This window comes from Synechococcus sp. RC10A2 (genome assembly GCF_047502605.1).
The window spans coordinates 1-21,854 of the sequence record NZ_JANSHP010000011.1 but is presented as its reverse complement, the minus strand read 5'-3'; the positions used below and the strand labels follow the sequence as shown (position 1 = coordinate 21,854).

Genomic DNA, 21,854 nt, shown 5'->3' with positions numbered 1-21,854 from the left:
TGCGATCGCTTCTTTCCTGAACCATGTTCAGGAGAGTTCAGCGTGAATGTATCAGGCTCAACAAAGTACCTCAAGTCATCTAGGGAAGACTGCTCGACGAGTAGTCCTAGGATCCAGACTGGAGAGAGCGGCGGGCCAGCTTGGCATAGGTCTTCACCGTCTCGTAGGGCATCTCCAAATCAGCGGCGATCTGTTGTAAGCTCTCTCCACCTTCGCGGCGGGCCAGGATCGTCGCCCACAGTTGGGCAGTTTTTTCGGCGCGGGATCCCCCTTGTCGTTGCCGCTGGCTGAGAAAGAGGGCGCTCAGCTCCTCGATGCGCCGGGCCAGTTGCTCTTCCCGGCAAAGGACGGGGGTGGCGGGCAGCTCTTCGGCCAGCCAACCGAGGCGGGTTTGCCCCAGCCCAAAGGGGGTTTTGTGGCCGGTGCCGCAGTAGGGGGCGAAGTGGATCAGGGCCTGGAGCTGCTGCTGCAACAGTTCAGACGCGCGGGTGGAGACCGCCAACTGTACACAGCCAACGAAGCCCGTCACGGATCCCTGGCGGCCGGCGGTGGTTTTGACCGATTCCAGCCGGTGCCGCTGGATGACCACTTCCCCATCCACCCAATCCAGAAAAGGTTCTACCTCGATGGGCAGGCCGGAAAAATCGTTCCAACGGCGCAAATAGCTGTGGAACAGGTTGCGAGGCACCGGCAGCGGCAAATGGTGGCCGCGGTGGCGAAAGCTGGTGGGCGAGATGAAAGAGAGGCTCCAGGAGCGACGGACAAGGGGCTGCTCCAGCAGTTGACGATAGGTGCGCGGGGGGGCTGAGACCTTCCATCCCAGAATCTGCAGCGGGGATCCGCGCAACTCCAGCCAGGGGGGCAGCCGTCGGCACCATTCCCGCAGCCACTCCACCACTTGGGGGTTGAGGGCGGTGATCGACCAGCGGAAGGGGATCTGGGGCGGGATCAGCAGTCGCCCCCCCTGCTCGCGGAAGGGCCCCATCAGCCGGGAGAGGGTAAAGGGTTTTTCCGATTCTCCGTCGTGCAAATAGGCAGATAGCTGCGGATCCATCTGCTGCACCTCGCCCAAAAACCAGGCGTGCAGCCCCTTAGCATAGTGGGGATCCAACAGGTAGGGCTGAGGGGCCTGCACTTCCAGGGCGATCCCCACCAGCTCGGATCCCGCCGGCCACTTGCTGTTTTCTGCTCCGGCGACGGGTGGCTCTGAAAAACTCAACTTGGTCAGCATAGGCCCATCCCATTTCTGCTCATCCCCAGTCAATAGCAGCCCCTATCCAAAATCAACCTAGAGCCACTTTTCCTTTGAGAGGATTTGAGAAGGGATCCCTTCCAATTTGCTTTACCTTTAAATCGCTGGCTGGGCCAACCGAAAAAAGTCTTGAATCTGTTGGCAATGAATCCAAATCGGCCTATACTGTCTCCCAGTCTGGAACTGCAAAATGCAACCATCAGTCACTGCCATGGCCTCTCTCTGTCGGCTGCGATTCTCTGCCCGCGTGGCTGCTATTGCCGACGCCGTCTTTTTGAAGCGCCTTTGGTTTTGATGAAGGATTTGTGAAGTTCAAGGATCGCTCCAGTCAAAAGTCAGGGCCGGATTTGCCCGCCAGCACAGCAGCTGCGTTCTATATCTTTTTTGCCAGGTGTTGCCCATGACCGCTACCTCCTCTGCCTCCCCCGTGCCCATCGCCTTGGCCTGGTGCCTGGCCTGGGGAGAAGGGCGGGATCCCCAATTTCCCTTGCCGATTCTGCAGCAGATGTGCGCAGCCATCCGCACCGACGACGCAGCCGGGATCCCGGAGGCGCTGCAGCCCCTCTGGGCGCAGGTGCGCCAATTTCAGGAGAGCGTGGCGGCCACAACCTTTCCCAAAACCTTGGCAGAGTTGCAATCGCGCTATCCGGAGCTGTGGCGGCAGACCAGCCGCATCGGCTTGGTTTACGGGGGGGCTACCAAGATCAAGGGCTACGTCTTCGAGTCCGCCAAACTGCCGGAAATTCGCGGCGCCTCGGCCCTGTTGGATCGCATTAACCTGGTGGATCTGCCCGCCTTTTTTGGGGATCCCGAGCAAACCTACTTGGGGTGGAAAGCCTTGGGGAAGGAGTCTCAAGCAGAGCTGGAGGCCTACGTGAACCGGCGGGTTCGGCCCTGGCTGCAGCAGCACTACCCGGCTTTGGCGCAGGCTCTCATTCCGGAGCTCCTCATCTACTCCACCGGCGGCAACCTCTTGGCCTTCTGTCCGGCGGCCTATGTGGACGACCTCTGCGAGGCCATCGAGCGCCGCTACACCGAAGAAACCCTCACCGCCAACGCCTGTGCCGTGGGATCCGCCTTTCGGCTGCTGGAGCTGCGCTACGGCCTGCTGCGGGATCCCATCGAGCGCACCCCCTGGCTGGACTGGCTGGCCCAACACCAGGCCCACCCTCTGGTGAGGGCCTACTTTGGAGATTGCAGCGAAGCCAGCTTCCAGGCCCGCAAAAGTTTCAACGAGCTGGTGGGCCACCTGGCTGCCCGCTTCCAGCACCGCCGCAACGGCAATCCGGATCCCGGTCGTCCCAGCCGCGCCCATCCCGCCTGTTTTGAAACCCACCCCTACCTGCGCCGCGACAGCACCGACCGCCGCCCGGCCCTGGCCAAAGCCGACCTGCCAGGTCAGCCCTGGCTATCGGAGGCCACAGCCCGCAAAGCGCTGGTGGGCCGCCAGGCCAAGCGCCTGGAGACAGGCCAGCAGGGGTGGTTCCGCAAATTCCCCGCCTGGGATCCCGGCTTTGTGGAAAGCTGGGTAACGCGATTTGCCCGCTTCCTCGACTCTCCCGCCGGCGAGCCCTACCGGGAGCGCTATTTGCAGCCCTGCGCGGGATCCGGCCAGGGGATCGGCGAGGCGCAATCGCTGCGGGAAGTGGCCAACGCCAGCCAGGGCTTTGTGGCCTACCTCTACGCCGACGGCAACAACATGGGCGGCTACGTGCAGCAGATCCAAACCCCAGAGGCCTACCGGCAATTTAGCCGCGACGTTTCCGAGGCCACGGAACAAGCCGTTTACCGCGCCCTTGCCCAGCACCTGCAGGCGCACCGGCTGCGGGGCCTGCCGCCGGATCCGGAAAGCGGCAGAGACCGCAACGGCGAGTGGATCCACCCCTTCGAGATCCTGACCATCGGCGGGGACGATGTGCTGATGGTGGTGCCAGCCCACAAGGCCCTGGACATTGCCGCCACCTTTTGTGAGCAGTTCGAGCAGATCCTGCTGGCCAAATCGGCCACCTACGCCGCCCGCTCCCTCGGCCAGGTGCCGCACCGCTACCCGGCCGACAGCCCAGACCAGCTCTGTCGGCTCTCCACCTCGGCAGGCGTGCTGTTTGCCTCGGAAGACACCCCCATCTACTATGCCGAAAGGCTGACCGAACAACTGTTGAAATCTGCCAAAAGCCGCGCCAAAAAGCTGAAGCCCCGCGATCAAGACTTTTCGGTGGCCACCATCGACTTTCTCTCTTTGAAATCGGTGACTTTGATCGCCTCCAGCATCCAGGATTTTCGCCAGCAGGCCCTGGAGAATCGCCAGAACGGCCACCTCCTCAAGCTCTACGCCGGCCCCTACACCGTCCCGGAGATCCGTGGGCTGCTGAGAACGGTGCAAGCTTTGCAGGCGGCGGATTTTCCCCGCTCCCAGCTCTACCAAATCCGCGGCTTTTTGGAAAAAGGCAAGCGCACCGCCACCCTCAACTACCTCTACTTCCGCACCCGGCTGGGCCAAAAAGGGCAGCCGCTGATCGAGGCCTTTGAACGCACCTGGTGCAAGGCCAAAACCAACGACGGCCACCTTCCCCCCTGGATGTACGTGGCGGCGGAGGGGGAACCCACCTACGAGACCATCTGGCGGGATCTGGTGGATCTGTACGCTTTTGTCCAAAAACAGCCCCAGGCCGAGGGCCGGCCCGTTCCTGTGGAGGTGAAGTGATGGTTCGGCTGGCAGAGCTGCCCCAAACGAGCACCTCTATCCCTTTGAAGGCCACCCTCGCCTCGGCTCTGGCGGTGGGATCCGGCGGCTCCAGCGGCTCCTTGGCGGACAAGCCCCTGCTCAAAGATGCCTTCGGCAGGCTGATCATTCCCGGCTCCCAACTGAAGGGGCGGCTGCGCCACGAATGCGAAAAACTGGCCCGCGGCCTGGGCTGGGCCATTTGCCGCTCTCCCGACCCAGAGCGCATGTGTCCGCAGCGGGAGGGCAACGAGGGCAACTTCGACCGCCCCGAGTACCAGGTCGAGGGCTATCGGGGATCCCACTGCTTGATCTGCCAGATCTTCGGCAATCCGGCCCTGCCTTCCCGCCTGTGGGTGGAGGATCTCGTCTGCGAGGTGCCGCCAGCAGCTCTGGAACCAACCCTTCGCCCTGGGGTCACCCTCAACCGCCGCCGCCGCACCGCCGAGGATCAGCGGCTCTACCTCATTGAGACCTCTCCCGCGGCTGAGCTGACTTTTTCCGGATCCCTGCAGCTTTTGCCCGATTGCCCTTCCTGGGGCAAAACTCTCCTGTTGGCGGCCCTGCACCACCTGATCGCGCTGGGGGGCAGCAAATCCGCAGGTTTGGGCTGGCTGCACTGGGATCCCCAGTCTCTAGCTGCCCTGCAGCCGAATGACGCAGATTGGGCCTTTTTGGCCGGAGGAGGGAGCTGATGGAGGCCATTGAACTCACGCTCACTGCCGAGTCTCCCCTGGCCATCGGTCGGCAAAAGCCGGGCGGCTCCATCAGCGAGGCCCAGGACTTCATTCCCGGCAGCGTGATCCGGGGGGCCTTGGCCGACCTCCTGCTCCGCCAAAGCCGGCACCGCCCCGGCGAGGCCCTGACAGGAGATCTGGCCGCCCTGTTCACGGAGGCCCGTGCGGCGGTGTTTACCCATGCTTATCCGGGATCCGGCAGCCGGGTTTTGCCGGCCACGGCCTTTAGCTCCAAAAACAACCCCGGCTTCCGCTCAGAGGCGGGCAAAACGGGGGTGTTCGACACACTGCTGGATCGCTTCTGCTCGCAGCGGCTGGGGATCCCCTTTGATCCGGCAGAGCCGGATGGCTCCGGGGGCAGGGTGGAGCCCTTCGGCGGCTTTTACAGCCAGGAGGAGGGATCCCGCTACCGAAGGGTGGCCGTGTCCAAGCGCCTGCTCACGCGGGTGGGGATCAACCGCCGCCGCGCCACCGCCGCCGACCAGATCCTCTACAGCCTGGAGGTGATCAACGAGGGCCGGGCCGGGCGAGATGGGAGCTTGCAGCCTTCCCTCTTCAGCGGCCACATCTATCTGCAGGATCGCGAGCTGGCGGCAGCCCTCGCCGGCTACCTCAACACCCACGCCCGCCGCTTGTCCTTGGGAGGGGGGGTGTCGCGGGGGCTGGGCCGGGTCAGCCTTGCCGCTCGACACCTGAGGGCCCCGAAGCCCTCCCTGGCTGAGCGGGTGGCAGCCTTTAACCAAAAGCTGCGGCAGCGCTGGCAACAATGGCAGGTGTTTGGGGATCCCTGGCAGCCCTTGCCGCCGGAGCGGCAGTACTTCTCCATCGGGCTGCAGTCGGGGGCCATCCTCAAGGAGCGCTGGCAACGCACCACGGTGCTCACGCCGCCGATGCTCCAGGAGGAGGCCAACTGCGAAGATGGATCCCTGGCTTTGGAGCTGGCCTTCAGCAGCTACGCCTATGTTTCCGGCTGGAACGCTGCCTGGGGTCTGTTCAAAGATGTAGAATTGGTAACCACGCAGGGCAGTGTCTTTCTGCTGAGCACCACGCAACTGGAGCGTTGGATCCCGATTTTGGCGGAGATGGAATACTGGGGGATTGGCGAACGCACTGCTGAAGGATTCGGCCAAATCGAAGTTTGCAGTCCGTTCCATCATCATTTCTGGGAGAACCCGCTATGACCTTCGCCACCAGCGAGATCACATCGGAACAAGAGCTCAAGATCCAACGGCAAATCCGGCTGGCCGAAGATGATCTGGTCGCCAGAATTCAAGCCGCCTTGGATAACTTCAGAGGTCTCAACAGATTGGAAGAGGCCCAATATCGCAACCTATTGCACGTGGCAGCTTCCACCGAAAGCTCAGAGGTGATCAAGAACTTTTTGCGCTACCAGGTGGGGCGCGATAACAAGTGGGGGCGGGGCAAAGACTCTTTGGCAGAAGCCATCATCAAAGACATCGACAACTGGATTCATCAAAGGGCTATAGCCATCGCCAGGGAAGCCGGAATTGAAAGAGCATCCCCCAAAGTCAACGAGATCAAAATTGACTTGATTCGGCGCTACCTGGGCTATGGGGCCCGCTACCTCAAGTACAAGCGAGAGGGAGGAGGATCCTAGACCGTGACCTACAGCAGTTTTACCCTTGAGAGAGCCATTTCGACCTTTCAGCTCAGGTCAAGAATCATCCATGGCCTGTTTGCAGAGGTTCCACCGACTGAGTGCTCCGATTACTTGAAAATAACCCTAGATCGCTATCTCGGCTTGGCCACCTCGGTCAACAGCGAAAAAGCCCGCTCCGAGTTTATCATCGCCCCTGTGCTGGGAGAGGTGAAGTACCTATGTCGGGATCAAATCTCGCTGTTTTCCGGCAAGGAATTCAACGTGGATCCCGAGAGGGGGTTGGTGGGCCTATGCGACTACATCATTTGCCTATCCCCTCTCCAACTCTACATTCAAGATCCGGTGGTGATTATCGTTGAGGCCAAAAAAGAAGACTTGATCGGGGGTCTGGGCCAGTGCGTTGCCGGTATGGTGGGGGCACAGGTCTTTAACAAGAACTCCAATTCTCAAGTAGACAGTGTCTATGGAGCAGTAACCTCAGGAACCAACTGGCGATTTGCAAAACTCGAGGGTGACCAACTCTTTATCGATGACAGGGAGTACTTTATCTCAGAAATTGCTCAGATCCTAGGGATCCTCTTGAGTTTTATTAAGGGCTCCGTCTCGCTTCGGGAATGGCAAACCTCTGCAGTACAAGCCTTAACTTGAGCAGCCATTTGAGGGAACAATGTTCGACGTTTTCAAAAACCGCTTGGAAATCACCGGCACCCTCACCACCGTGACCGCTCTGCACATCGGGGTGGGCCGCTCCACCGAACCCATCGGCTCGGATTTGCCGGTTCTCAAGGATGCGCTGGGCCGTCCGCTCATTCCCGGCTCCAGTTTGAAGGGGGCAATGCGCTCTCGCCTGGAAAGTTTCTTGCGGGGCATCAACCCAGAGCTGGCCAGGGATCCCGGCGAATTGACCAGCAGCGAGCAATTTCAGATCATCAACCAAATTAAAAATGACTACAAAGGGGACGATGCGGCTCTGACTCAAAAGCTCATTGAGGCCACCGACTGGGTCTCGCAGGTGTTTGGATCCCCTTGGCTGGCGGGCAAGGTGCAGATTCGCGATTTGCCCGTGGTGCCGGAAGCCTGGTTTGGCCAATACCAAGAGCGGGATGGTGTGGCCATCGATCGGGATACGGAGACGGCGGCAGAGGGCAAGCTCTACGACTTTCAAGTGGTGCCGGCCAACACCCCCTTTCAGTTCCACGCCGTTGTCGAAAATGCCGAAGCATGGGAGCTGGGCCTGCTGGCCATCGGCTTGCACCAATTGGAAACGGAGCAGATCCCCTTGGGAGGGGGGCGCTCCCGCGGCTTGGGGGTCGTCCGCCTGGAGATCGGGGCGGTCTATTGGTTTGACTCAGAAGGGGATCCGCGGCGGCTGCTGACCTATCTGCAAGAGCTGGTGGCCGGATCCCGGCAACCCCTTAGCCCGGAAGAGGCTGCCGCCTTGCGCCAAGACTGGGTGGAAGCCCTGGTTGCCAAACTAACCGCTGTCGCTCCCGTCGGCCCCCGCAGCTAGCGCAAGGGTTGGGCGAAAACCCTCTTGTTCCTCTTCAGTGAAGGATCCCAGGCCATGCACAAGCGCTACGTTAACCACTGCACCCTCTGCCTCACCCTCAAGCCAGATGGCCCTGTGCTCATCAAAGCTGGCAAACAAGGGGCAGATCCGACAAAGCCCGACATGGAGTTTGTGGAAACCTATCGCGGCGGCGGGCGGACAGTCTATTTTCCCGGCAGCTCCCTCAAAGGGGCCATTCGCGCCCACGCGGAGCGCATCGTCCGAACGGTGGGCAGCGACAGACGTCCTGAGGGGGGAGGCTTCAAACTCTGGGCCAGCGATCCCCTCGACCAAAAGGCCAATCAATGGCTGGAAAAAATTGCAGAGCCCCACCAGGTTTACGCCCTTTCTTCCTTTACGGATCAGATGTTCGGCAACACAGCCATCGCCAGCCGGGTCCGCATCGAAGATGCCTATCCCAAGCCGGGAACCCCTCTGCGCCTGGAGGAACGTAATGGGGTGGCCATCGACCGCGTCTTCGGCTCAGTGGCGGTGGGGCTGGGGCCGTTCAGCTATCAAGTGTGCGTAGAGGGATCCTTTCAAACCAAGATCCACCTGAAAAACTTTACCCTGGCCCAACTGGGTCTGCTGGGACTGGCGTTGCGGGATCTGGATGAAGGCTGGTTTGGCATCGGCTTTGCCAAGTCCCGCGGCATGGGCACCGTTCGGGTTGAGTACGAGTGGGCGGTGGTGGACTATCCGGGCTGCCTGGTGGATGAGGCAAACAAGCAGATTCGACTACTGGGATCCCCCCTGACCTGGCCACAGGGATCCCTGTTGGGGGCGGGCGAATTTTTAACCCCCGAAGAGGCGGGCAAATACGGCTTTCCCCAACCCGATAGCCAAGCGGTGCCGGTGGGAGCAGAGCCGATGCCTTTGGGATTTGGGGCGCGGCTGACCTGGGAGCAGGGATCCGAGGCCAAGGTGGAGCACCTGCTCGCTGCCGCCGTCAACAGTTGGGCCAAACTTCTGCAAGCGGAGGCCAAAGCCGTATGAAACCAGCCTACGTCGCCTCGCTCAGGATTCGAGACGGGGGGGAGCCCTCGCTTTCCCAAGTGCTCTCGGCCTGTTTTTCCACTTCTGAAAAAACCTACTCCTTTCTGCGCTGGCCCCATCGAGTCAGCGGCATTCAGGTGGGGATCCCGGCGGATCCCGTCTGTCCAGAGGGGCAAGTTTTCTCCCAACAAGGGGAACTGCGCTGGAAAAGCACCCCCCACGGCTGGGATCTGCTGTATCTGGGGATCCAAGCTCCCCCGGACTCCTTTATCCCTCTGCCGGGAGAGTGGCGGTGGGAGGATCACGCAGCCGACCTGTACGGATCCCAAAGTCAAGAAACCCGCTTCCCCAAGCTCCTCAGCCATCCCAAAGATCTCAGGGTAGGCCAGCGCTACTTCCGAGATGAGCGAACTGCCCGTGTTCACTTTATTGCCCTGATCCCGAGGTGACCATGACCCCCCAAGGCCCTCGCCCACTGCCCAACCAGGCTGCCTCTGCAAGATCCTCTGCCGGCGACAGCAGTCGAGGTGGAGGTAACCCAACCGTGTCTCCCAAACCCTACGAGCTGATCCCGTTTCCCACCCAGCCCCCCAAGCTGGAGCGGCCCGCCGGCCACGCCAAGTTCCATCCCGACAAGTTGCACGGCACCCTCTTTCTCACCCTGACGGTGCAGACCGCCCTCCACATCTCCACCGGCCACCTGGCCTTGGGCAGCGACGTCGGCGTCAACGGGATCCCGGTGCTCAAAACCATGACCACCACCCCCGACGGGCGGCTCAAGATCCAGGGCAGCTCCCTCAAGGGGGCCATCCGGGCCATGTACGAGGCGATCACCAACAGCACCCTTGCAGTGATCACCAGCCGCTACAAAGATCGGATCCCACCAGAGCGGCAGCCCTGCCGCCAGAAGGAGCGGCTATGTCCTGCCAGCCGCGTTTTTGGCGCCCTCAACTGGCAGGGACTGGTGGAGTTCAGGGATGCCGTTGCCACCGGCATCGGCTCCGGCGGCGGATCCCTGCCCCCGCTGTACCGTCCCCGACCCGACCAGCGCAGAGCCTACTTTGAAAACGGCAAGGCGGTTGGGCGCAAGTTTTATTACACGCACCGCAGGGCTTTGCAGGGCCATCAAAAGGGGACACCCACCCAGCAGGCGGCGCAAAATACGGTTTTCAAAACCCAGATCCACTTCAAAAACCTCACCCCTGCCGAGCTGGGCACCTTGTTCACGGTTTTGGGTCAGGATCCCGCGCATCCGCTGCTGCTGAAGGTGGGGGGCGGCAAGCCTGTAGGACTGGGATCCCTGCAGGTCACCCTGGACAAGATCGAGCAGCCCCGCAACCTGAAAGAGCGCTATAGCCGCTACGATCCCCCACAAGCCGATACCCTAGAAGGAGAAGCCCTCAAAGCCTTTGTGCAAAAGCAGATCCAAGCTGCCCAGGGCTACATCCTGCCCGATCAGCTTCGGCAGTTGGCCGCCATCCTGAGCCCCACCCATCTGCGCGAACCGCCCACCACCGCCTACTGAGGGTGCTCCGATGCTGTCAGACCCCGTCGATCTCAGCCCCCAATCTTGGGATCTCGCCCACGGCATCGCCATGACTTTGGCGAAGGAAGAGGTGGATGTCAACGAATTGAGCAAGTGCTTCGCCTACCTCCGCTCGGTGGTCCATCTCCCCGACGCGGGATCCCGTTTCTTCCGATTCACCGGCGAGCTGGTGCGAGAAACTGGCCTCCACCGCAGCAACGAAACCCCACGCTACTACCGGCTCATCGACCAAACCTGTAAAAAGTACTTGCAATCTCTGCAGGATAGGCCGGCTGAGATGCTGCAGATCCTGGGCTGGGCCGCCCGCCTGGCCCGCTACTACAAAGATGGGGGAGTGCCGATCGGCGAGATCCCGTCCCCTCCCGATCCCAATGGCGGTCGTCCGACCCATTCCCGCGGCGGCGAGGCCAAGCCCCAGCCAGAGGCACTGCGGCCCAAAGAGTAACCTGAACAAAAGCAGGCTCAGCCCCAAGTTGAAAATGCAGCAGCTTCTACCAAGGCCCGCTTCAAAATTGGGCAACACCTCAAGGCCAGCATCACGAATATCAAGGGCAACGAAGTTACCTTCCAAATCGTGAATACGAATATCAAGCTCACCCAAAAAGAGCCGAAACGGGCCGGATCCCTGACGGTGGGGCAAGAAGTGGAGGTAGAGGTACTCGACTTAAGGGAAGATGGCAGAGTTCGCAGAGTAAGGCTGCTCTGATTGCGAGAGGGGATGGAGCCCTTAAAAACTGCGAGAAAGTTAGGGGATAACTCATGCAGACCATCATCATGACGGTGGGCACCTCTTTGCTCACCAACCCGGACAAAAACCTGCAACCACAACGCCCTTGGGTCGGCCAAAAAACCATCGGGGATCCGGAACGGGCCTTGGCCTGGATGAAAAAGACAGATTTGGAACTAATCAGCGCCGAAACCAATACCTACTACCGGCTGGATCCCACTCCCCAGGATGCCTTGATTTTGCTTTACTCCGAAACCTCTGAAGGACTGGAGTGTGCCCAGATTTTGCAGCTCTTTTTTGAAGAAGCGCTGGGCCAACAACAGGTTTCGCTGGTGCCCCTCCCCGGCGTTAACTACGAGCTAGAGGGATCCTCCCTGGAGCGGATGGCCGAGCTGTTGCGCCAGTTGGCGGAAAGCGCTAAAGGGATCGTCACCTTCGCCGCCACCGGGGGCTTCAAAGCCCAGGCCATGATCATGGCCGTGGTGGGCAGTCAATTGGGGATCCCGGTCTGCTACATCCACGAGCAATATAAATCTCTGGTGTATTTACCTTACTTACAGCCGCAAGTCCAGCCGCGGATCCCGCGGGCGGCTCTCCCCGATTCCGGTCGAGATCGCTCCCAGGTCATCCAATTGCGGAGCGACAGCAGCCATCACCGTCCTCGCAGTTGGGTCAAGGTGGAAAAGCTCCTGCGCGACCTTCCCTGGGTAGATCTGGTTCGCTACGACTCAAACGCCTACGCTGCCCCCAAAAACGGCGTCAAAGCCGCCAACCGCAGAACCGAAGATGGTCGCCACATTTTGTGGGTTCATCTCCACGAGAGCCAGGACACCCATCTTGCGGTTCGGGTGGAGACCACCGGCTATACCCCCGACCACCTGGAGCAGGCTGCCGCCGAGTTGCGGGAGCGCCTTGGCCGTCTCCTTTAGCTTTTGCTCAACTGCTGGGCCACGAGTTGTACGATGGCCTGGGCCGCACCCGGACTGCCCCCTAGACGTTGCAATTCCCTCTGCATCTGCTGACGCCGCTCGGGATTAACCAACAGGGCTCGCATCTGTTCGGCCACCTGGGCTGGGCGCAAATGGCTTCGCAGCTCCGGCACCACCTCGTGTCCGGCCCAGATGTTTGGCCAAGCCAGGTGGCCCAACCACTGCAGGGCAATTCTGTTGATGAGGCGGGCTAGCCAGGTGCCCAGGCCAGGCAAGCGGGCCAACAGTCCAGGGATCCCTTCCCAGGCGCGCATAGCTTCTAGCTTGTTGGTGGGGATCGCCACCACCATCGGCACCCCTAAGTAGGCCAGCTCGGCGGTGTTGGCCCCAACTGTGGTTAGGCAGAGGTCGCAGTTGGCCAGCACCGAATAGGCAGGGAAACGGGTCCACAGCTGTACCGTGGTGCCAAAGGGGGTGACGAAGTGGGATCCAAGATTGGTTTGCTCCAGGGTGGCGGAGGTGCCGTAGATGATGGCCATATCGGGGTTAAGCCGGGGATGGGCATAGGCCGCCAGGGATTGTGGGGTCTGTCCAGGAGCCACCGGGATCACAAAGCGGACGTTGGCCAACAGCTGGCGCAATTCATCGGCCACCGCCAGCACCAGCGGCACCCCCAAGGAGAGCTTGGCCGGCTTGGAGCCGGGGAGCAGCCCCACCTGGTAGTGGGTGCGGATGCTATCGCCAAGACGTTGCCAGCCGCGCGGCAGCAAGGCTTCGTCGGCAGAGGTGGGTTCCACCTTTTCCGGTGCCGTTCGCAGCGATCCCAGCTCCTCGATGGGATCGGGGAGGGGCTGGAGGAGGGTGGAAAAGCCTGCCGTCGATTTGGGAGCAGCGCTAGGAGTCGGCGGGGGAAGGGAGCGGCTGCTGAGCCAGCCGGGAAGAGGTATCCCCGGCAAGTAGACAGCACTGGCCACGCCATCGGCCATCAGATCCCCGACCACGTGCATCTTGGCAGCCCAGCGGTGGCCCAGGAGGCGTCCCCCGTCGTAGCGACGTTTGATCTCCTCCGTCCGCACCGCAAAAACGTCTACCCAGGGTCGCCAGCGGGGCCGATGCTCGGCATACACCACCACGCGGTAGCCGAGACGACGGGCAATCCAGACAGCAAAAAACTGATCCCCCCCCAGAAACAGCACCACCCCCCGTTTGGCCCAGTCCCAAGCTTCTTCGGTTTGGCCAGTGAGCAAAAAAGCTAGAAAAAAATCGGGATCCTGAACCCGATCGACCTGGATAAATTCCTCCGCTATCTTCATCTCTTGCCCAGAAGCGTGCGGACAAGGAGAGAGGACCAGGGAAAGACGGGCCTGGGGCAGTTGCTGGCGCAACTCTAGGACAACTGGCCGCACCCAGGTGAGCAGCTCGCCGGGGCCGTTGGAGAGGATGAGGATGTCGTAGGGAGGCTGGCCGCCGTTCACTGAGAGCCTCAGGGGGCAGAAACTTTGCCGCTATTGTAGGGGATCTCAACAGCTCCCAGCCCTTGCCCAGGGTTCAACTCCAAGGAGGGCCACCGTTTTTGTCCAGCTGACTTTGCAACCACCCTTGGATATCCCGCAAACTTTCTGGGGAAACCTCGTGGCCCATTGCGTACTCGCGATAAGTAAAGCTCAGGGGCAGCAAGGCAAAGTAGTCGCGGATCTGGCGGCCAAAGGCCACCGGTAAAACGGTATCGGCAGTGCCGTGAACCACCAGGATCTTCAGATGCTGCATCCGGGCTGGCTCTACCGCCTCGGCCAGGATCTCTGGCGAAAGACGACCGCTTATTGCCACCACGCCGGCTAGCTTCTCAGGCTGGGTTAGAGCCAGATATAAGCTCATGATTGCCCCTTGGCTAAACCCCAGCAAATAGACCTGGGCCGGATCCAAGGAAATGTCGGCCATTCCCTGGGACAAAGCCTGATCCAGAAAGCAGCTTAAAAGCTCCCGGCTGCGGCGGGCTTGCTCGGGATCCCCCACCAGCCCTTCCGGCGTCCAGGCCATTTCAAACCAGGCAAAGCCACCTGCCCCCCAGGGAAGCGGCGCCCTTAGGCTAATCACCGCCAAGCGGGGATCCAAGTAAGGGGCCAACTGGAGGAGATCCCCCTCATGACTGCCGATCCCGTGCAGCATCACCAACACCGGCGCCTTGCCGGGCCCGGCGTGGCGGGGGGGTTGAAAGCGGTAGGCAAGGGGCAGCGGGGAAGACACTGCAATCCTCAGAAATCGAGACCAATGCCGCCTAGACCCAATCCCGAGGCTGGCGCAGCACTTCGTAGAGCTTAGCTTCCCAGCTATCGGGCGGTGGCTCGTAGCCGTATTCCCAGCGCACCAAGGGCGGCAGCGACATCAGGATCGACTCGGTACGGCCTTGGGTCTGGAGACCAAAGACCGTGCCCCGGTCGTAGACTAGGTTGAACTCCACATAGCGGCCGCGCCGGTAGAGCTGGAACTGGCGTTCCCGCTCCCCCCATTCCATCCCCTGCCGCCGCTCTACAATCGGCACATAGGCGGGCAAGAACGCCTCGGCACAGGCTTGCACCAGCTCAAAGAGGTGTTCCCAACTGCGGGATCCCACCCGCACCTGGAGGGGCGGCGGCTCAGCGGCGAGCTGCTCGGGATCCGCTTCTGCCTCGCCCTCAGGACGGTAGAGCAGCCCAGGCCGGTCGTCTTGATAGTCAAAGAAAATGCCGCCCACGCCGCGGGCCTCGCCCCGATGGGGCAAGAAGAAGTAGCGGTCGCACCAGATCTTGAAAGCCGGGTAGTAGGCCGGATCCAGCCGGTCGCAGGCCGCCTTGGCAGTGCGGTGAAAATGGGCCGCATCCTCCTCAAACAGGTAGTAGGGGGTGAGATCCATGCCGCCGCCAAACCACCAAACCGGCCCCGCCTCAAAATAGCGGTAGTTGAGGTGAACCGTCGGCACGTAGGGGTTGCGGGGGTGCAACACCATCGAGGTGCCGGTGGCGTAGAAAGGATGCCCTGCTGCCTCTGGGCGCTGTTTGCAAATCGAAGGGGGCAGCTGGGATCCAAACACCTCGGAAAAATTGACCCCTCCTTGCTCGAACACCCCTCCCTGCTGGATAACCCGCGAGCGTCCACCCCCTCCTCCGGGACGCTCCCAACTGTCTTCCCGAAACTTGGCTTTGCCGTCCAGTGCTTCTAGGCGAGCGCAGATCTCGTCCTGGAGGTGCCGCATAAACTGGCTTACTCGTTGACGGGCATCTGTTGGCGGCGCTGTCGGGCTTGCGGTCAGCATCATCGTCTTTCCATCTCTTGAAACGGACAGAACAACCTCCCCCTGCTAAGGGCAGACCCAAGGCTCAAGCCCCGCAGGCGCGGAGAACCCTTTTTCGGCGATCTAGGCCACTCCTAGGATTTTAAGTGGGAACGACCTCCTGGGGGCGAAGCCGAGCCCACTTGTTCCGCTCCTCGCGAAAGCTCTGGCAGGCCACCACATCCCACTCCATCTCGGTGCCGCCGTTGCGGATGTTGACGTTGATCTGGGGTCCTTGCGGCTCAAAATCTGGCGTCAGGGTGAGGTGGGGCTGCTGGTGCTGCGCTTCCACAGCGTGATAGGTGGTGCAACGATCCACATAGTAGCAGTGAATACAAATGCACATGGCTGCTGCCTACCCGAAAGAGTCTGTGACCTCGACGATAGCATTCTCAGAGGCGGGGGATCCGGCTTGCTCAACCGACTCCTGAGGCATTTCTTAGGAAAGAGAGGCATCTCCCCTTCTCTCGTCTAAAATCTCAAGATACTCATCCACCCATGAGGCTAAGGTTTGGTTCCTAGTCAGGATCGAGTCAACCAGGCTATCCCGAGAAATTGCCATGAACACCCACACCCGCTACCGCTTTACCTGCACCCTCTCCTTTGGGGATATCTACGGCCAGATCATCGTTTGGCTAATCGTGATTTTTGCCGGCCTGGGTGCCGCCCTCTCTTTGATGAATAGCCCCCTCTACGCCTTTCTCACCATCGCGCTGATCTTGGTCATCTCCCTGCCTTTTCTGCTCTTTGCCTTCGTGACGACGCTGCTCAACCACATCGAGTTTGTGGCTGTTCCACCGGAAGAAGAGGAAGAGCGCGCTGCGGCAGCCGAGTCGCCGGTGACCGTCAGCTAGCAGCCATCTGAACCTGGCGGCCCCAGGGATCCCTGGGGGCGCGGGACAGGGGCACTTTCTCCTTAATACTTGTTTAAGCTTTGTCAAATTTTGTCTATAATCGGGGCTAGCAGCCCTGCTGGCTGGCCCCTTTGCCTTTGCGCTTCCTAGCTCAAGGAAACAGCCGGGGTTGGCTCAAGGAAGGGCTGCAGGAAAGCGTAGGAAAAGGTGTGTGCAAGGGTGATGAAGGCAATGGAAAATAGCTTGGCCCAGCTCGACTACCGAGTGTACCGGCTGGCGCGGCTGTTGAGCGAATACCTCAACTTGGGGAGTTAATTGCAGTTTCCGCCGGATCTTTGGAGGGTGAGCCGCTGGCTCCCCCTCAGTTTTCCGCCCGCTGAAGTGGATCTGGCGTCAGCGACCGGGATCCCGTAAGCTAGCTAACCTATCTCCCGTTGCATCCCCTATGCGGATCCCGTCCTGGTGGCCAAAGCTAAGTTTTCAGGTTTGGCTAATCTTTATCGGTCGGCTGCTCTCCCAAACCGGAACCGGCTTTACCCTGTTCTACGCCAGCCTCTTTTTCGTCAATCAGGTGGGGCTGACAGCTACCCAGGTGGGTTTGGGCCTGGGCTTGATGGCCTTTACTGGCGTATTTGGCCGCATCCTCGGAGGTTCGATGGCAGACGGAGCTTGGGGCCGCCGCTCCACCTTGATCCTCTCGCTGGCCATTTCCGCTCTGGGCTCCTTTGGCTTTGCCCTTTCCCATGGCTTCTGGAGCTTTGCCTTGGCCAACCTGGTGGCGGGGTTTGGGCAGGGCCTCTATTGGCCGCCGGCGGAAGCAATAGTAGCGGATCTAACCCCGCGCGAGCAGCGCAACGAAGCCTATGCCCTAAACCGCCTGGGGGATAACTTGGGCCTGAGCCTCGGCGTGGCCATGGCCAGCGCCCTGGTGGCTCTGACGAAGAACTACCGCCTCTTGTTTATTATCGACGGCCTCACGTACTTGATTTTTTTAGCCCTGCTCTGGCTTTGCATTCGGGAAACTCGGGTAGCTCCGTCGGCGGCAGAGTTCGCAGGCTGGAAAGCCGCCCTGAGGGATCGCCCCCTATTGGTGTTTGCCGCGGCCAACATTTTCTTCACCACCTACATTGCCCAACTCAGCAGCAGCTTGCCCCTTTACTTGCGCAAGGGGGCTGGGATGCCTGAGGTACAGATTGGCACGTTGTTTGCTCTGCACGGCGCCCTCGTTGCCCTGCTGCAGATGCCGGCAGCTCGTTGGCTCAATCGCTGGACGCGTGTCCGCGCCCTCCGGGGATCCGCACTGATGTGGGGGCTGGGATTTGGTTTGGTTTGGCTCAGCGGCCTGGCGGCCCAGTTGGGAGCGATGCCGGCTATAGGGATGGCGGCCTTGGCCTTGGCAGTGCTCTCGTTGGCCTTGGTGAGCTACAATCCCTCCGCTTCGGCGCTGGTGGCAGATTTGGCCCCGGATCATCTGCGGGGGGTGTATCTGTCGGTCAACTCCCTCTGTTGGGCAGCAGGCTTTGCCCTTGGGCCGCTAATTGGGGGAGTGGCTCTGGATCTGCCGCCAGCGTGGGCAGGCGGGCTGTGGTTGTTTTGGGTGGCCAGCGTTAGTCTTGTCTGGGGGATCCTTAACGTTTTGGATGGCCTTCTGCCCCTTCGCGCCAAGGAGGCTGCTCCCCTGGCCAGCAAGCTCTAGGAGGAGATGGGCAGCTTGTTAAGCTAATGTTACCTTCAGCTTTCTGAACATGCGTCGTATTTGCATCCTTGGGGGCGGCTTTGGCGGGCTGTACACAGCCCTGGAGCTTATCTGCCGACCTTGGCCGGAGCCGCCCCAGATTACCCTGGTGGATCGTCAGGAGCGCTTTGTCTTTGCTCCTTTGCTCTACGAGCTGCTCACTGGTGAGATGGAAGAGTGGGAGGTGGCCCCCCGTTTTCAGGATCTGCTGCCGGAGGGGGTAGAGTTTCGCCGCGGCGCGGTGCAGTCGGTTGACCTCCAAGACCACCGCGTCTTTTTAGCAGAAGGGCAGACCTTGGAGTACGACGCCTTGGTGCTGGCCCTGGGAGGGGAAACTCCCCTGCAGGGCGTGCCAGGAGCAACAGAGTTGGCCTTTCCCTTCCGCACCCTGGCCGATGCCCAGCGGCTGCGGGCCCACCTGCAAACTCTAGAAGCCCGGGATCCGGCTCAGGCGATCCACCTGGCTATTGTGGGGGCGGGGGCCAGCGGCGTAGAGCTAGCCTGCAAATTGGCTGACCGGCTGGGATCGCGCGGCCGGATCCGTCTTATTGAGCTGGGATCCCAGATTTTGTCGGGGTTTGCCCCCTCCAGCCGGGAGGCGGCCCAGGCGGCGCTGGCCCAACGGCGGGTGCAGGTGGAGTTGCAAACCAAGGTCTTGGGCATCGAGGCCCTGGGCGAGAACGGCGCCCCTCCCTTCCGCCTGCAACTGCAGCGGCTGGCGGCCCAAGAGATGGCCACGGATCTTGTGGATGGCGTGCTGTGGACCGTCGGAACCCGACCGGCAGCGGTGATTGCCAACTTGGATCTGCCCAAAACTGAGCGGGGACGGCTGCAGGTTTTGCCCACCCTGCAAACTCCCACCTTCCCAGAGATCTTCGCGTTGGGAGATGCGGCGGCGGTGCTGGATGCCAGTGGCCAGCCGGTGCCCGCCACTGCCCAAGCGGCTTTTCAGCAGGCCGGCTATTGTGCTTGGAACCTGTGGGCTCTGCTCACGCAGGAGCGGCCCCTGCTGCCGTTCCGTTACTTCTCTCTGGGGGAGATGCTGAGCTTGGGAGTGGATGCGGCGGTAGTCTCCACCCTCGCTGGCCTCACCCTAAGCGGCCCCTTGGGCTATTTGGCCCGACGAGCTGCCTACCTGGTGCGCCTCCCTACCCTGGAGCACCAGCTCAAGGTGGGATGGAACTGGATCGCCCGCCCGCTGTGGCAGGCGCTAGGATCCCTGTAGCTGACGGGAGCGCTCGTAGGCTGCCTGCACCGCCCGCATCAAGGCCCCCCGCACCCCCGCCTGTTCTAGGGCTTGGATCCCGGCAATGGTCGTTCCCCCTGGGCTGGTAACCTGATCCTTGAGGAGGGCGGGGTGAAGGTTCTCTTGCTGCATAAGGGCGGCAGTGCCCGCCAAGGTCTGCACCGCCAACTGAGTGGCGATGGAGCGCGGCAACCCCACCCCTACCCCGCCGTCGATCAGCGCCTCCAGGATCACCGCCAAATACCCTGGCCCCGACCCCGAAAGGGCCGTCACCGCGTCCATCTGGCTCTCCGGCACCGTCACCACCTGGCCCACGGCGCGAAATAGCTTCTCCACCTGCTCTACCTGGGCGGGCGTCACCCCCGGCCCGTAGCTGATGGCCGTTATGCCCGCCCCCACCAGCGCCGGCGTGTTGGGCATGGTGCGCACCACCTTTTGCTGGGGAAAAGCCTGCTGCAACTGCTGCAATGGGATCCCGGCCATAATCGAGATCACCAACTGCGTGGCGGACGGCTGGCCCATCTCTGCCACCACCTGCGGGAAAACCTGGGGTTTGACGGCCAAAAATAAAATCTCAGACTCTCCTGCTTGGGCAAGATCCGCCAACAGCCGAATGCCCAGCTCCTGCTGTAGGGTATTGGCCTTGTCCGGGTCGGGCTCCCGCAAAGCCACCTGAGCTGCAGGATAAACTCCCGCGGCCACCCAACGCCGCAGCAGGGCGGATCCCATGGCTCCACCCCCGATTACACTCAGCAGCGGTCGCTCCATGCCGGCTAGTGCTGCCCCACCGCCTGCAAATGTTCATAGCCGCTGGGCCAGAGAGGGGTGGGGCTTTGCAGAGGGCGCTGCAGCGGCGGCATCCCTTGGCTGCTTGGAGTAGAGACCGTCACCGTGCTGGGGGTGAACAAAAAAATGTTTTCGCCAATGCGCTCTTGGTGGCCATCGATGGCGTAGGTGCCGCCGGCAACAAAATCCACAGATCGCTGCGCCTCGGCGGGATCCATCAGGGTCAAGTTCATGATCACCGTCTTGCGCTCCCGCAGGTACTGGATGACTTGTGCCATCTCGTCAAAGCTGCGCGGCTCCAGCACCACCACTTCGCTAGTGGGTGGGTTGACGCCCGGTAATCCAATCACGTTGCTCCCCATACTGCCCCCCCCTAGGCGATCCCGATGTTGACTGCGCCGATGGCCCCGCGCCTCTTCTCGACCGACAGACCCTTCCCCGGCTTCCACTCCCCGCTGTCGGCGTCCGCGTGGAAGGGCACTGGCTTCCTGCTCTTCGGGAGCCGGTTGAGAACGGCGTCCCTCGTAGAGCAGTTGGTAATCCTCCTGCCCTTCCATCTCAGGGTACTCCTCCAGGCTGTCCACGGGATCATTTAGGCCCACAAAATCTCTTACCCTGCTCCAGATTCCATTGACGTTCATCGTCCACATCCTCACTACAGGTCATGGTTTGCGGCAAGCGCAGGATTCAGGCTCCTGATGGGATCTTGAGTAGCCCACTCCAGCCAAAGGGCATCTCCAGCCTCATATTTTTAGTTAAAGTTTTTCAAAAGGCCGAGACAGGGCTTGCTCAAGAAGCTGCCAACGCAGGTTAACAAAACCCATGGACTCGACGAGTCGAGTTTACCCAGAAGAAGTAAAGATGTCATCCCACTTGTCCGGCCATTGCTCTGGCCAGAGTCAACTCTGCTCCTCGTCCGGCTTGAACACGTGTTAACAGAGGTGACGCCAATGATTACAAACTTACCTAAAATTTGCCCTGCGAGGGAAATTTTAGGCAGGATTCCCCTGTTTTTGCCCGATCCAGGCCGAACTCCAGCCCTGAGCGTGCCTTGCAGGGCAGCTCCGGAGTTGGACGGCTTTACACAAAATTTAATCACAATTTAACGGCTTCATAGAGACTCCATCTATCTATTTCCGTTCGGCATCGGCAAACAAAGCGCGCCCCAGCCGGATCAAGTTAGAGCCTGCTGCCACCGCCAGGGGGTAATCGTCGGACATGCCCATGGAGAGGGTGTGCAACTGCAGATGCTCGTAGCCGCTGCGCTGGATGTGATCGGCCAGCTCGGCCAGCTTGCGAAACAGCTCCAGGGCTGCCTCTGAGCTCAAGCCCAAAGGCAAAATGGTCATCAGGCCCACAATTTGCACCTGCAGCAGTTGATTCAGTTGCGGCAGGCTTTGCAACAGATCGGGGATGAGCCAGCCAAATTTATGGGGATCCGGGGCCAATTTCACCTGCAGACAGAGCTTGGGGGTGAGGTGCAGCTCCCAGGCTTTTTGGTTGATCAGCTTGGCCAGGCGCAGGCTATCGACGCTGTCAATCCAGGCAAATTGTCTGAGGGCCGGTTTGACTTTGTTGGTCTGCAGGTGCCCGATCAAGTGCCAGACAATATCGGTCAGATCCTGCAGTTGCGCCTGTTTGGCGGCTGCCTCTTGCACTCGACTCTCCCCAAAATGGCGGATCCCGGCCCGATAGGCGGCGCGGATGTGGTTGACGCTGTAACCCTTGCTCACCGCCATGATTTCCACATGCTCTGGGATCTGGGCGCGGATGGCCTGAATGCGGCTGTGGATGAGCTGATACATTTACGCTGAACACTGCTGAACATCACTGTTCAACTATGCAGCGAT

The 21,854-nt window shown here is 60.9% G+C and carries 23 protein-coding genes; 15 read left to right on the top strand and 8 right to left on the bottom strand.

Annotated elements, in window-relative coordinates; genetic code table 11:
• Positions 1 to 106 precede the first annotated feature (106 nt).
• Positions 107 to 1,231, bottom strand: coding sequence for a CRISPR-associated endoribonuclease Cas6 (gene cas6, locus NW848_RS01105; protein WP_414508635.1), 1,125 nt, complete (start codon positions 1,229 to 1,231; stop codon positions 107 to 109).
• 421 nt (positions 1,232 to 1,652) lie between these two features.
• On the opposite strand from cas6, the gene cas10 reads away from it, so the two are divergent.
• The 12 genes from cas10 to NW848_RS01045 all read left to right on the top strand — a co-directional run bounded on the left by cas10 (position 1,653) and on the right by NW848_RS01045 (position 12,076).
• On the top strand, positions 1,653 to 3,953 hold the full coding sequence (gene cas10 / locus NW848_RS01100) for a type III-B CRISPR-associated protein Cas10/Cmr2 (RefSeq protein WP_240527715.1): 2,301 nt from the start codon (positions 1,653 to 1,655) through the stop codon (positions 3,951 to 3,953).
• Positions 3,953 to 4,666: an RAMP superfamily CRISPR-associated protein gene (locus NW848_RS01095; RefSeq protein ID WP_414402618.1), complete on the top strand. Its 714-nt coding sequence runs from the start codon at positions 3,953 to 3,955 to the stop codon at positions 4,664 to 4,666. Before cas10 ends, NW848_RS01095 begins: the two co-directional genes overlap by 1 nt.
• Positions 4,666 to 5,889 carry a CRISPR-associated RAMP protein Csx10 gene (gene csx10 / locus NW848_RS01090; protein WP_414402617.1) on the top strand — a complete coding sequence of 408 codons (1,224 nt, stop codon included), beginning with the start codon at positions 4,666 to 4,668 and terminating at the stop codon, positions 5,887 to 5,889. The genes NW848_RS01095 and csx10 overlap by 1 nt, the downstream gene beginning before the upstream one ends.
• Positions 5,886 to 6,326, top strand: coding sequence for a hypothetical protein (locus NW848_RS01085; RefSeq protein WP_414402616.1), 441 nt, complete (start codon positions 5,886 to 5,888; stop codon positions 6,324 to 6,326). The genes csx10 and NW848_RS01085 overlap by 4 nt, the downstream gene beginning before the upstream one ends.
• Before the next feature lie 114 nt (positions 6,327 to 6,440).
• Positions 6,441 to 6,977, top strand: coding sequence for a hypothetical protein (locus NW848_RS01080; protein ID WP_148202689.1), 537 nt, complete (start codon positions 6,441 to 6,443; stop codon positions 6,975 to 6,977).
• Positions 6,978 to 6,996: 19 nt separating this feature from the next.
• Positions 6,997 to 7,839: a CRISPR-associated RAMP protein Csx7 gene (gene csx7, locus NW848_RS01075; RefSeq protein ID WP_414508636.1), complete on the top strand. Its 843-nt coding sequence runs from the start codon at positions 6,997 to 6,999 to the stop codon at positions 7,837 to 7,839.
• 54 nt (positions 7,840 to 7,893) lie between these two features.
• The gene (locus tag NW848_RS01070) at positions 7,894 to 8,874 is read left to right on the top strand and encodes an RAMP superfamily CRISPR-associated protein (protein WP_414508637.1); all 981 of its coding nucleotides are present in this window, start codon (positions 7,894 to 7,896) and stop codon (positions 8,872 to 8,874) included.
• Positions 8,871 to 9,323 (top strand): hypothetical protein, encoded by a 453-nt coding sequence (locus tag NW848_RS01065; protein ID WP_414402614.1) that lies wholly within the window; start codon positions 8,871 to 8,873, stop codon positions 9,321 to 9,323. The genes NW848_RS01070 and NW848_RS01065 overlap by 4 nt, the downstream gene beginning before the upstream one ends.
• 95 nt (positions 9,324 to 9,418) lie before the next feature.
• The gene (locus NW848_RS01060) at positions 9,419 to 10,399 is read left to right on the top strand and encodes an RAMP superfamily CRISPR-associated protein (protein WP_414402613.1); all 981 of its coding nucleotides are present in this window, start codon (positions 9,419 to 9,421) and stop codon (positions 10,397 to 10,399) included.
• Positions 10,400 to 10,409: 10 nt separating this feature from the next.
• Positions 10,410 to 10,865 (top strand): hypothetical protein, encoded by a 456-nt coding sequence (locus tag NW848_RS01055; RefSeq protein WP_414402612.1) that lies wholly within the window; start codon positions 10,410 to 10,412, stop codon positions 10,863 to 10,865.
• A 129-nt stretch (positions 10,866 to 10,994) separates the two neighbouring features.
• On the top strand, positions 10,995 to 11,126 hold the full coding sequence (locus NW848_RS01050) for a hypothetical protein (RefSeq protein WP_414402611.1): 132 nt from the start codon (positions 10,995 to 10,997) through the stop codon (positions 11,124 to 11,126).
• 53 nt (positions 11,127 to 11,179) lie between these two features.
• The gene (locus NW848_RS01045; protein ID WP_099812327.1) at positions 11,180 to 12,076 is read left to right on the top strand and encodes a putative CRISPR-associated protein; all 897 of its coding nucleotides are present in this window, start codon (positions 11,180 to 11,182) and stop codon (positions 12,074 to 12,076) included.
• Here the strand turns inward: NW848_RS01045 and NW848_RS01040 are convergent.
• From NW848_RS01040 to NW848_RS01025, 4 genes are all read right to left on the bottom strand, one after another.
• Positions 12,073 to 13,551: a hypothetical protein gene (locus tag NW848_RS01040; protein ID WP_414510351.1), complete on the bottom strand. Its 1,479-nt coding sequence runs from the start codon at positions 13,549 to 13,551 to the stop codon at positions 12,073 to 12,075. The two genes, NW848_RS01045 and NW848_RS01040, sit on opposite strands and share 4 nt — an antisense overlap.
• A 73-nt stretch (positions 13,552 to 13,624) precedes the next feature.
• Positions 13,625 to 14,320 carry an alpha/beta hydrolase gene (locus NW848_RS01035; protein WP_414510350.1) on the bottom strand — a complete coding sequence of 232 codons (696 nt, stop codon included), beginning with the start codon at positions 14,318 to 14,320 and terminating at the stop codon, positions 13,625 to 13,627.
• A 31-nt stretch (positions 14,321 to 14,351) separates the two neighbouring features.
• A complete protein-coding gene (gene hemF / locus NW848_RS01030; RefSeq protein ID WP_099813229.1) occupies positions 14,352 to 15,365 on the bottom strand; it encodes an oxygen-dependent coproporphyrinogen oxidase in 1,014 nt (337 codons plus the stop codon).
• A 121-nt stretch (positions 15,366 to 15,486) separates the two neighbouring features.
• Complete coding sequence (locus tag NW848_RS01025) at positions 15,487 to 15,729, bottom strand: Ycf34 family protein (RefSeq protein WP_011429756.1); 243 nt, start codon at positions 15,727 to 15,729, stop codon at positions 15,487 to 15,489.
• A 214-nt stretch (positions 15,730 to 15,943) separates the two neighbouring features.
• On the opposite strand from NW848_RS01025, the gene NW848_RS01020 reads away from it, so the two are divergent.
• The 3 genes from NW848_RS01020 (at position 15,944) to NW848_RS01010 (ending at position 19,197) form a co-directional block, all read left to right on the top strand.
• Positions 15,944 to 16,237, top strand: coding sequence for a hypothetical protein (locus NW848_RS01020; protein ID WP_011429755.1), 294 nt, complete (start codon positions 15,944 to 15,946; stop codon positions 16,235 to 16,237).
• Positions 16,238 to 16,682: 445 nt separating this feature from the next.
• Positions 16,683 to 17,933: an MDR family MFS transporter gene (locus tag NW848_RS01015; RefSeq protein WP_414402608.1), complete on the top strand. Its 1,251-nt coding sequence runs from the start codon at positions 16,683 to 16,685 to the stop codon at positions 17,931 to 17,933.
• 49 nt (positions 17,934 to 17,982) lie between these two features.
• On the top strand, positions 17,983 to 19,197 hold the full coding sequence (locus tag NW848_RS01010) for an NAD(P)/FAD-dependent oxidoreductase (RefSeq protein WP_011429751.1): 1,215 nt from the start codon (positions 17,983 to 17,985) through the stop codon (positions 19,195 to 19,197).
• On the opposite strand, the gene proC is transcribed toward NW848_RS01010, so the two are convergent.
• From proC to NW848_RS00995, 3 genes are all read right to left on the bottom strand, one after another.
• Entirely contained in the window at positions 19,183 to 19,986 is an 804-nt protein-coding gene (proC, locus tag NW848_RS01005; RefSeq protein WP_011429750.1) for a pyrroline-5-carboxylate reductase, read from the bottom strand. The genes NW848_RS01010 and proC overlap by 15 nt on opposite strands.
• 5 nt (positions 19,987 to 19,991) lie before the next feature.
• Positions 19,992 to 20,561: a cell division protein SepF gene (locus NW848_RS01000; protein WP_011429749.1), complete on the bottom strand. Its 570-nt coding sequence runs from the start codon at positions 20,559 to 20,561 to the stop codon at positions 19,992 to 19,994.
• A gap of 573 nt (positions 20,562 to 21,134) precedes the next feature.
• The gene (locus NW848_RS00995) at positions 21,135 to 21,809 is read right to left on the bottom strand and encodes a YggS family pyridoxal phosphate-dependent enzyme (RefSeq protein WP_011429748.1); all 675 of its coding nucleotides are present in this window, start codon (positions 21,807 to 21,809) and stop codon (positions 21,135 to 21,137) included.
• Between the last annotated feature and the right edge of the window lie 45 nt (positions 21,810 to 21,854).

What these genes read in the sequence shown, in the direction of transcription:
- cas6 (WP_414508635.1), bottom strand. Translation starts at nt 1,231, where the DNA reads ATGCTGACCAAGTTGAGTTTTTCAGAGCCACCCGTCGCCGGAGCAGAA.
- cas10 (WP_240527715.1), top strand. Translation starts at nt 1,653, where the DNA reads ATGACCGCTACCTCCTCTGCCTCCCCCGTGCCCATCGCCTTGGCCTGG.
- NW848_RS01095 (WP_414402618.1), top strand. Translation starts at nt 3,953, where the DNA reads ATGGTTCGGCTGGCAGAGCTGCCCCAAACGAGCACCTCTATCCCTTTG.
- csx10 (WP_414402617.1), top strand. Translation starts at nt 4,666, where the DNA reads ATGGAGGCCATTGAACTCACGCTCACTGCCGAGTCTCCCCTGGCCATC.
- NW848_RS01085 (WP_414402616.1), top strand. Translation starts at nt 5,886, where the DNA reads ATGACCTTCGCCACCAGCGAGATCACATCGGAACAAGAGCTCAAGATC.
- csx7 (WP_414508636.1), top strand. Translation starts at nt 6,997, where the DNA reads ATGTTCGACGTTTTCAAAAACCGCTTGGAAATCACCGGCACCCTCACC.
- NW848_RS01070 (WP_414508637.1), top strand. Translation starts at nt 7,894, where the DNA reads ATGCACAAGCGCTACGTTAACCACTGCACCCTCTGCCTCACCCTCAAG.
- NW848_RS01065 (WP_414402614.1), top strand. Translation starts at nt 8,871, where the DNA reads ATGAAACCAGCCTACGTCGCCTCGCTCAGGATTCGAGACGGGGGGGAG.
- NW848_RS01055 (WP_414402612.1), top strand. Translation starts at nt 10,410, where the DNA reads ATGCTGTCAGACCCCGTCGATCTCAGCCCCCAATCTTGGGATCTCGCC.
- NW848_RS01045 (WP_099812327.1), top strand. Translation starts at nt 11,180, where the DNA reads ATGCAGACCATCATCATGACGGTGGGCACCTCTTTGCTCACCAACCCG.
- hemF (WP_099813229.1), bottom strand. Translation starts at nt 15,365, where the DNA reads ATGCTGACCGCAAGCCCGACAGCGCCGCCAACAGATGCCCGTCAACGA.
- NW848_RS01025 (WP_011429756.1), bottom strand. Translation starts at nt 15,729, where the DNA reads ATGTGCATTTGTATTCACTGCTACTATGTGGATCGTTGCACCACCTAT.
- NW848_RS01020 (WP_011429755.1), top strand. Translation starts at nt 15,944, where the DNA reads ATGAACACCCACACCCGCTACCGCTTTACCTGCACCCTCTCCTTTGGG.
- NW848_RS01015 (WP_414402608.1), top strand. Translation starts at nt 16,683, where the DNA reads ATGCGGATCCCGTCCTGGTGGCCAAAGCTAAGTTTTCAGGTTTGGCTA.
- NW848_RS01010 (WP_011429751.1), top strand. Translation starts at nt 17,983, where the DNA reads ATGCGTCGTATTTGCATCCTTGGGGGCGGCTTTGGCGGGCTGTACACA.
- proC (WP_011429750.1), bottom strand. Translation starts at nt 19,986, where the DNA reads ATGGAGCGACCGCTGCTGAGTGTAATCGGGGGTGGAGCCATGGGATCC.
- NW848_RS01000 (WP_011429749.1), bottom strand. Translation starts at nt 20,561, where the DNA reads ATGGAAGGGCAGGAGGATTACCAACTGCTCTACGAGGGACGCCGTTCT.
- NW848_RS00995 (WP_011429748.1), bottom strand. Translation starts at nt 21,809, where the DNA reads ATGTATCAGCTCATCCACAGCCGCATTCAGGCCATCCGCGCCCAGATC.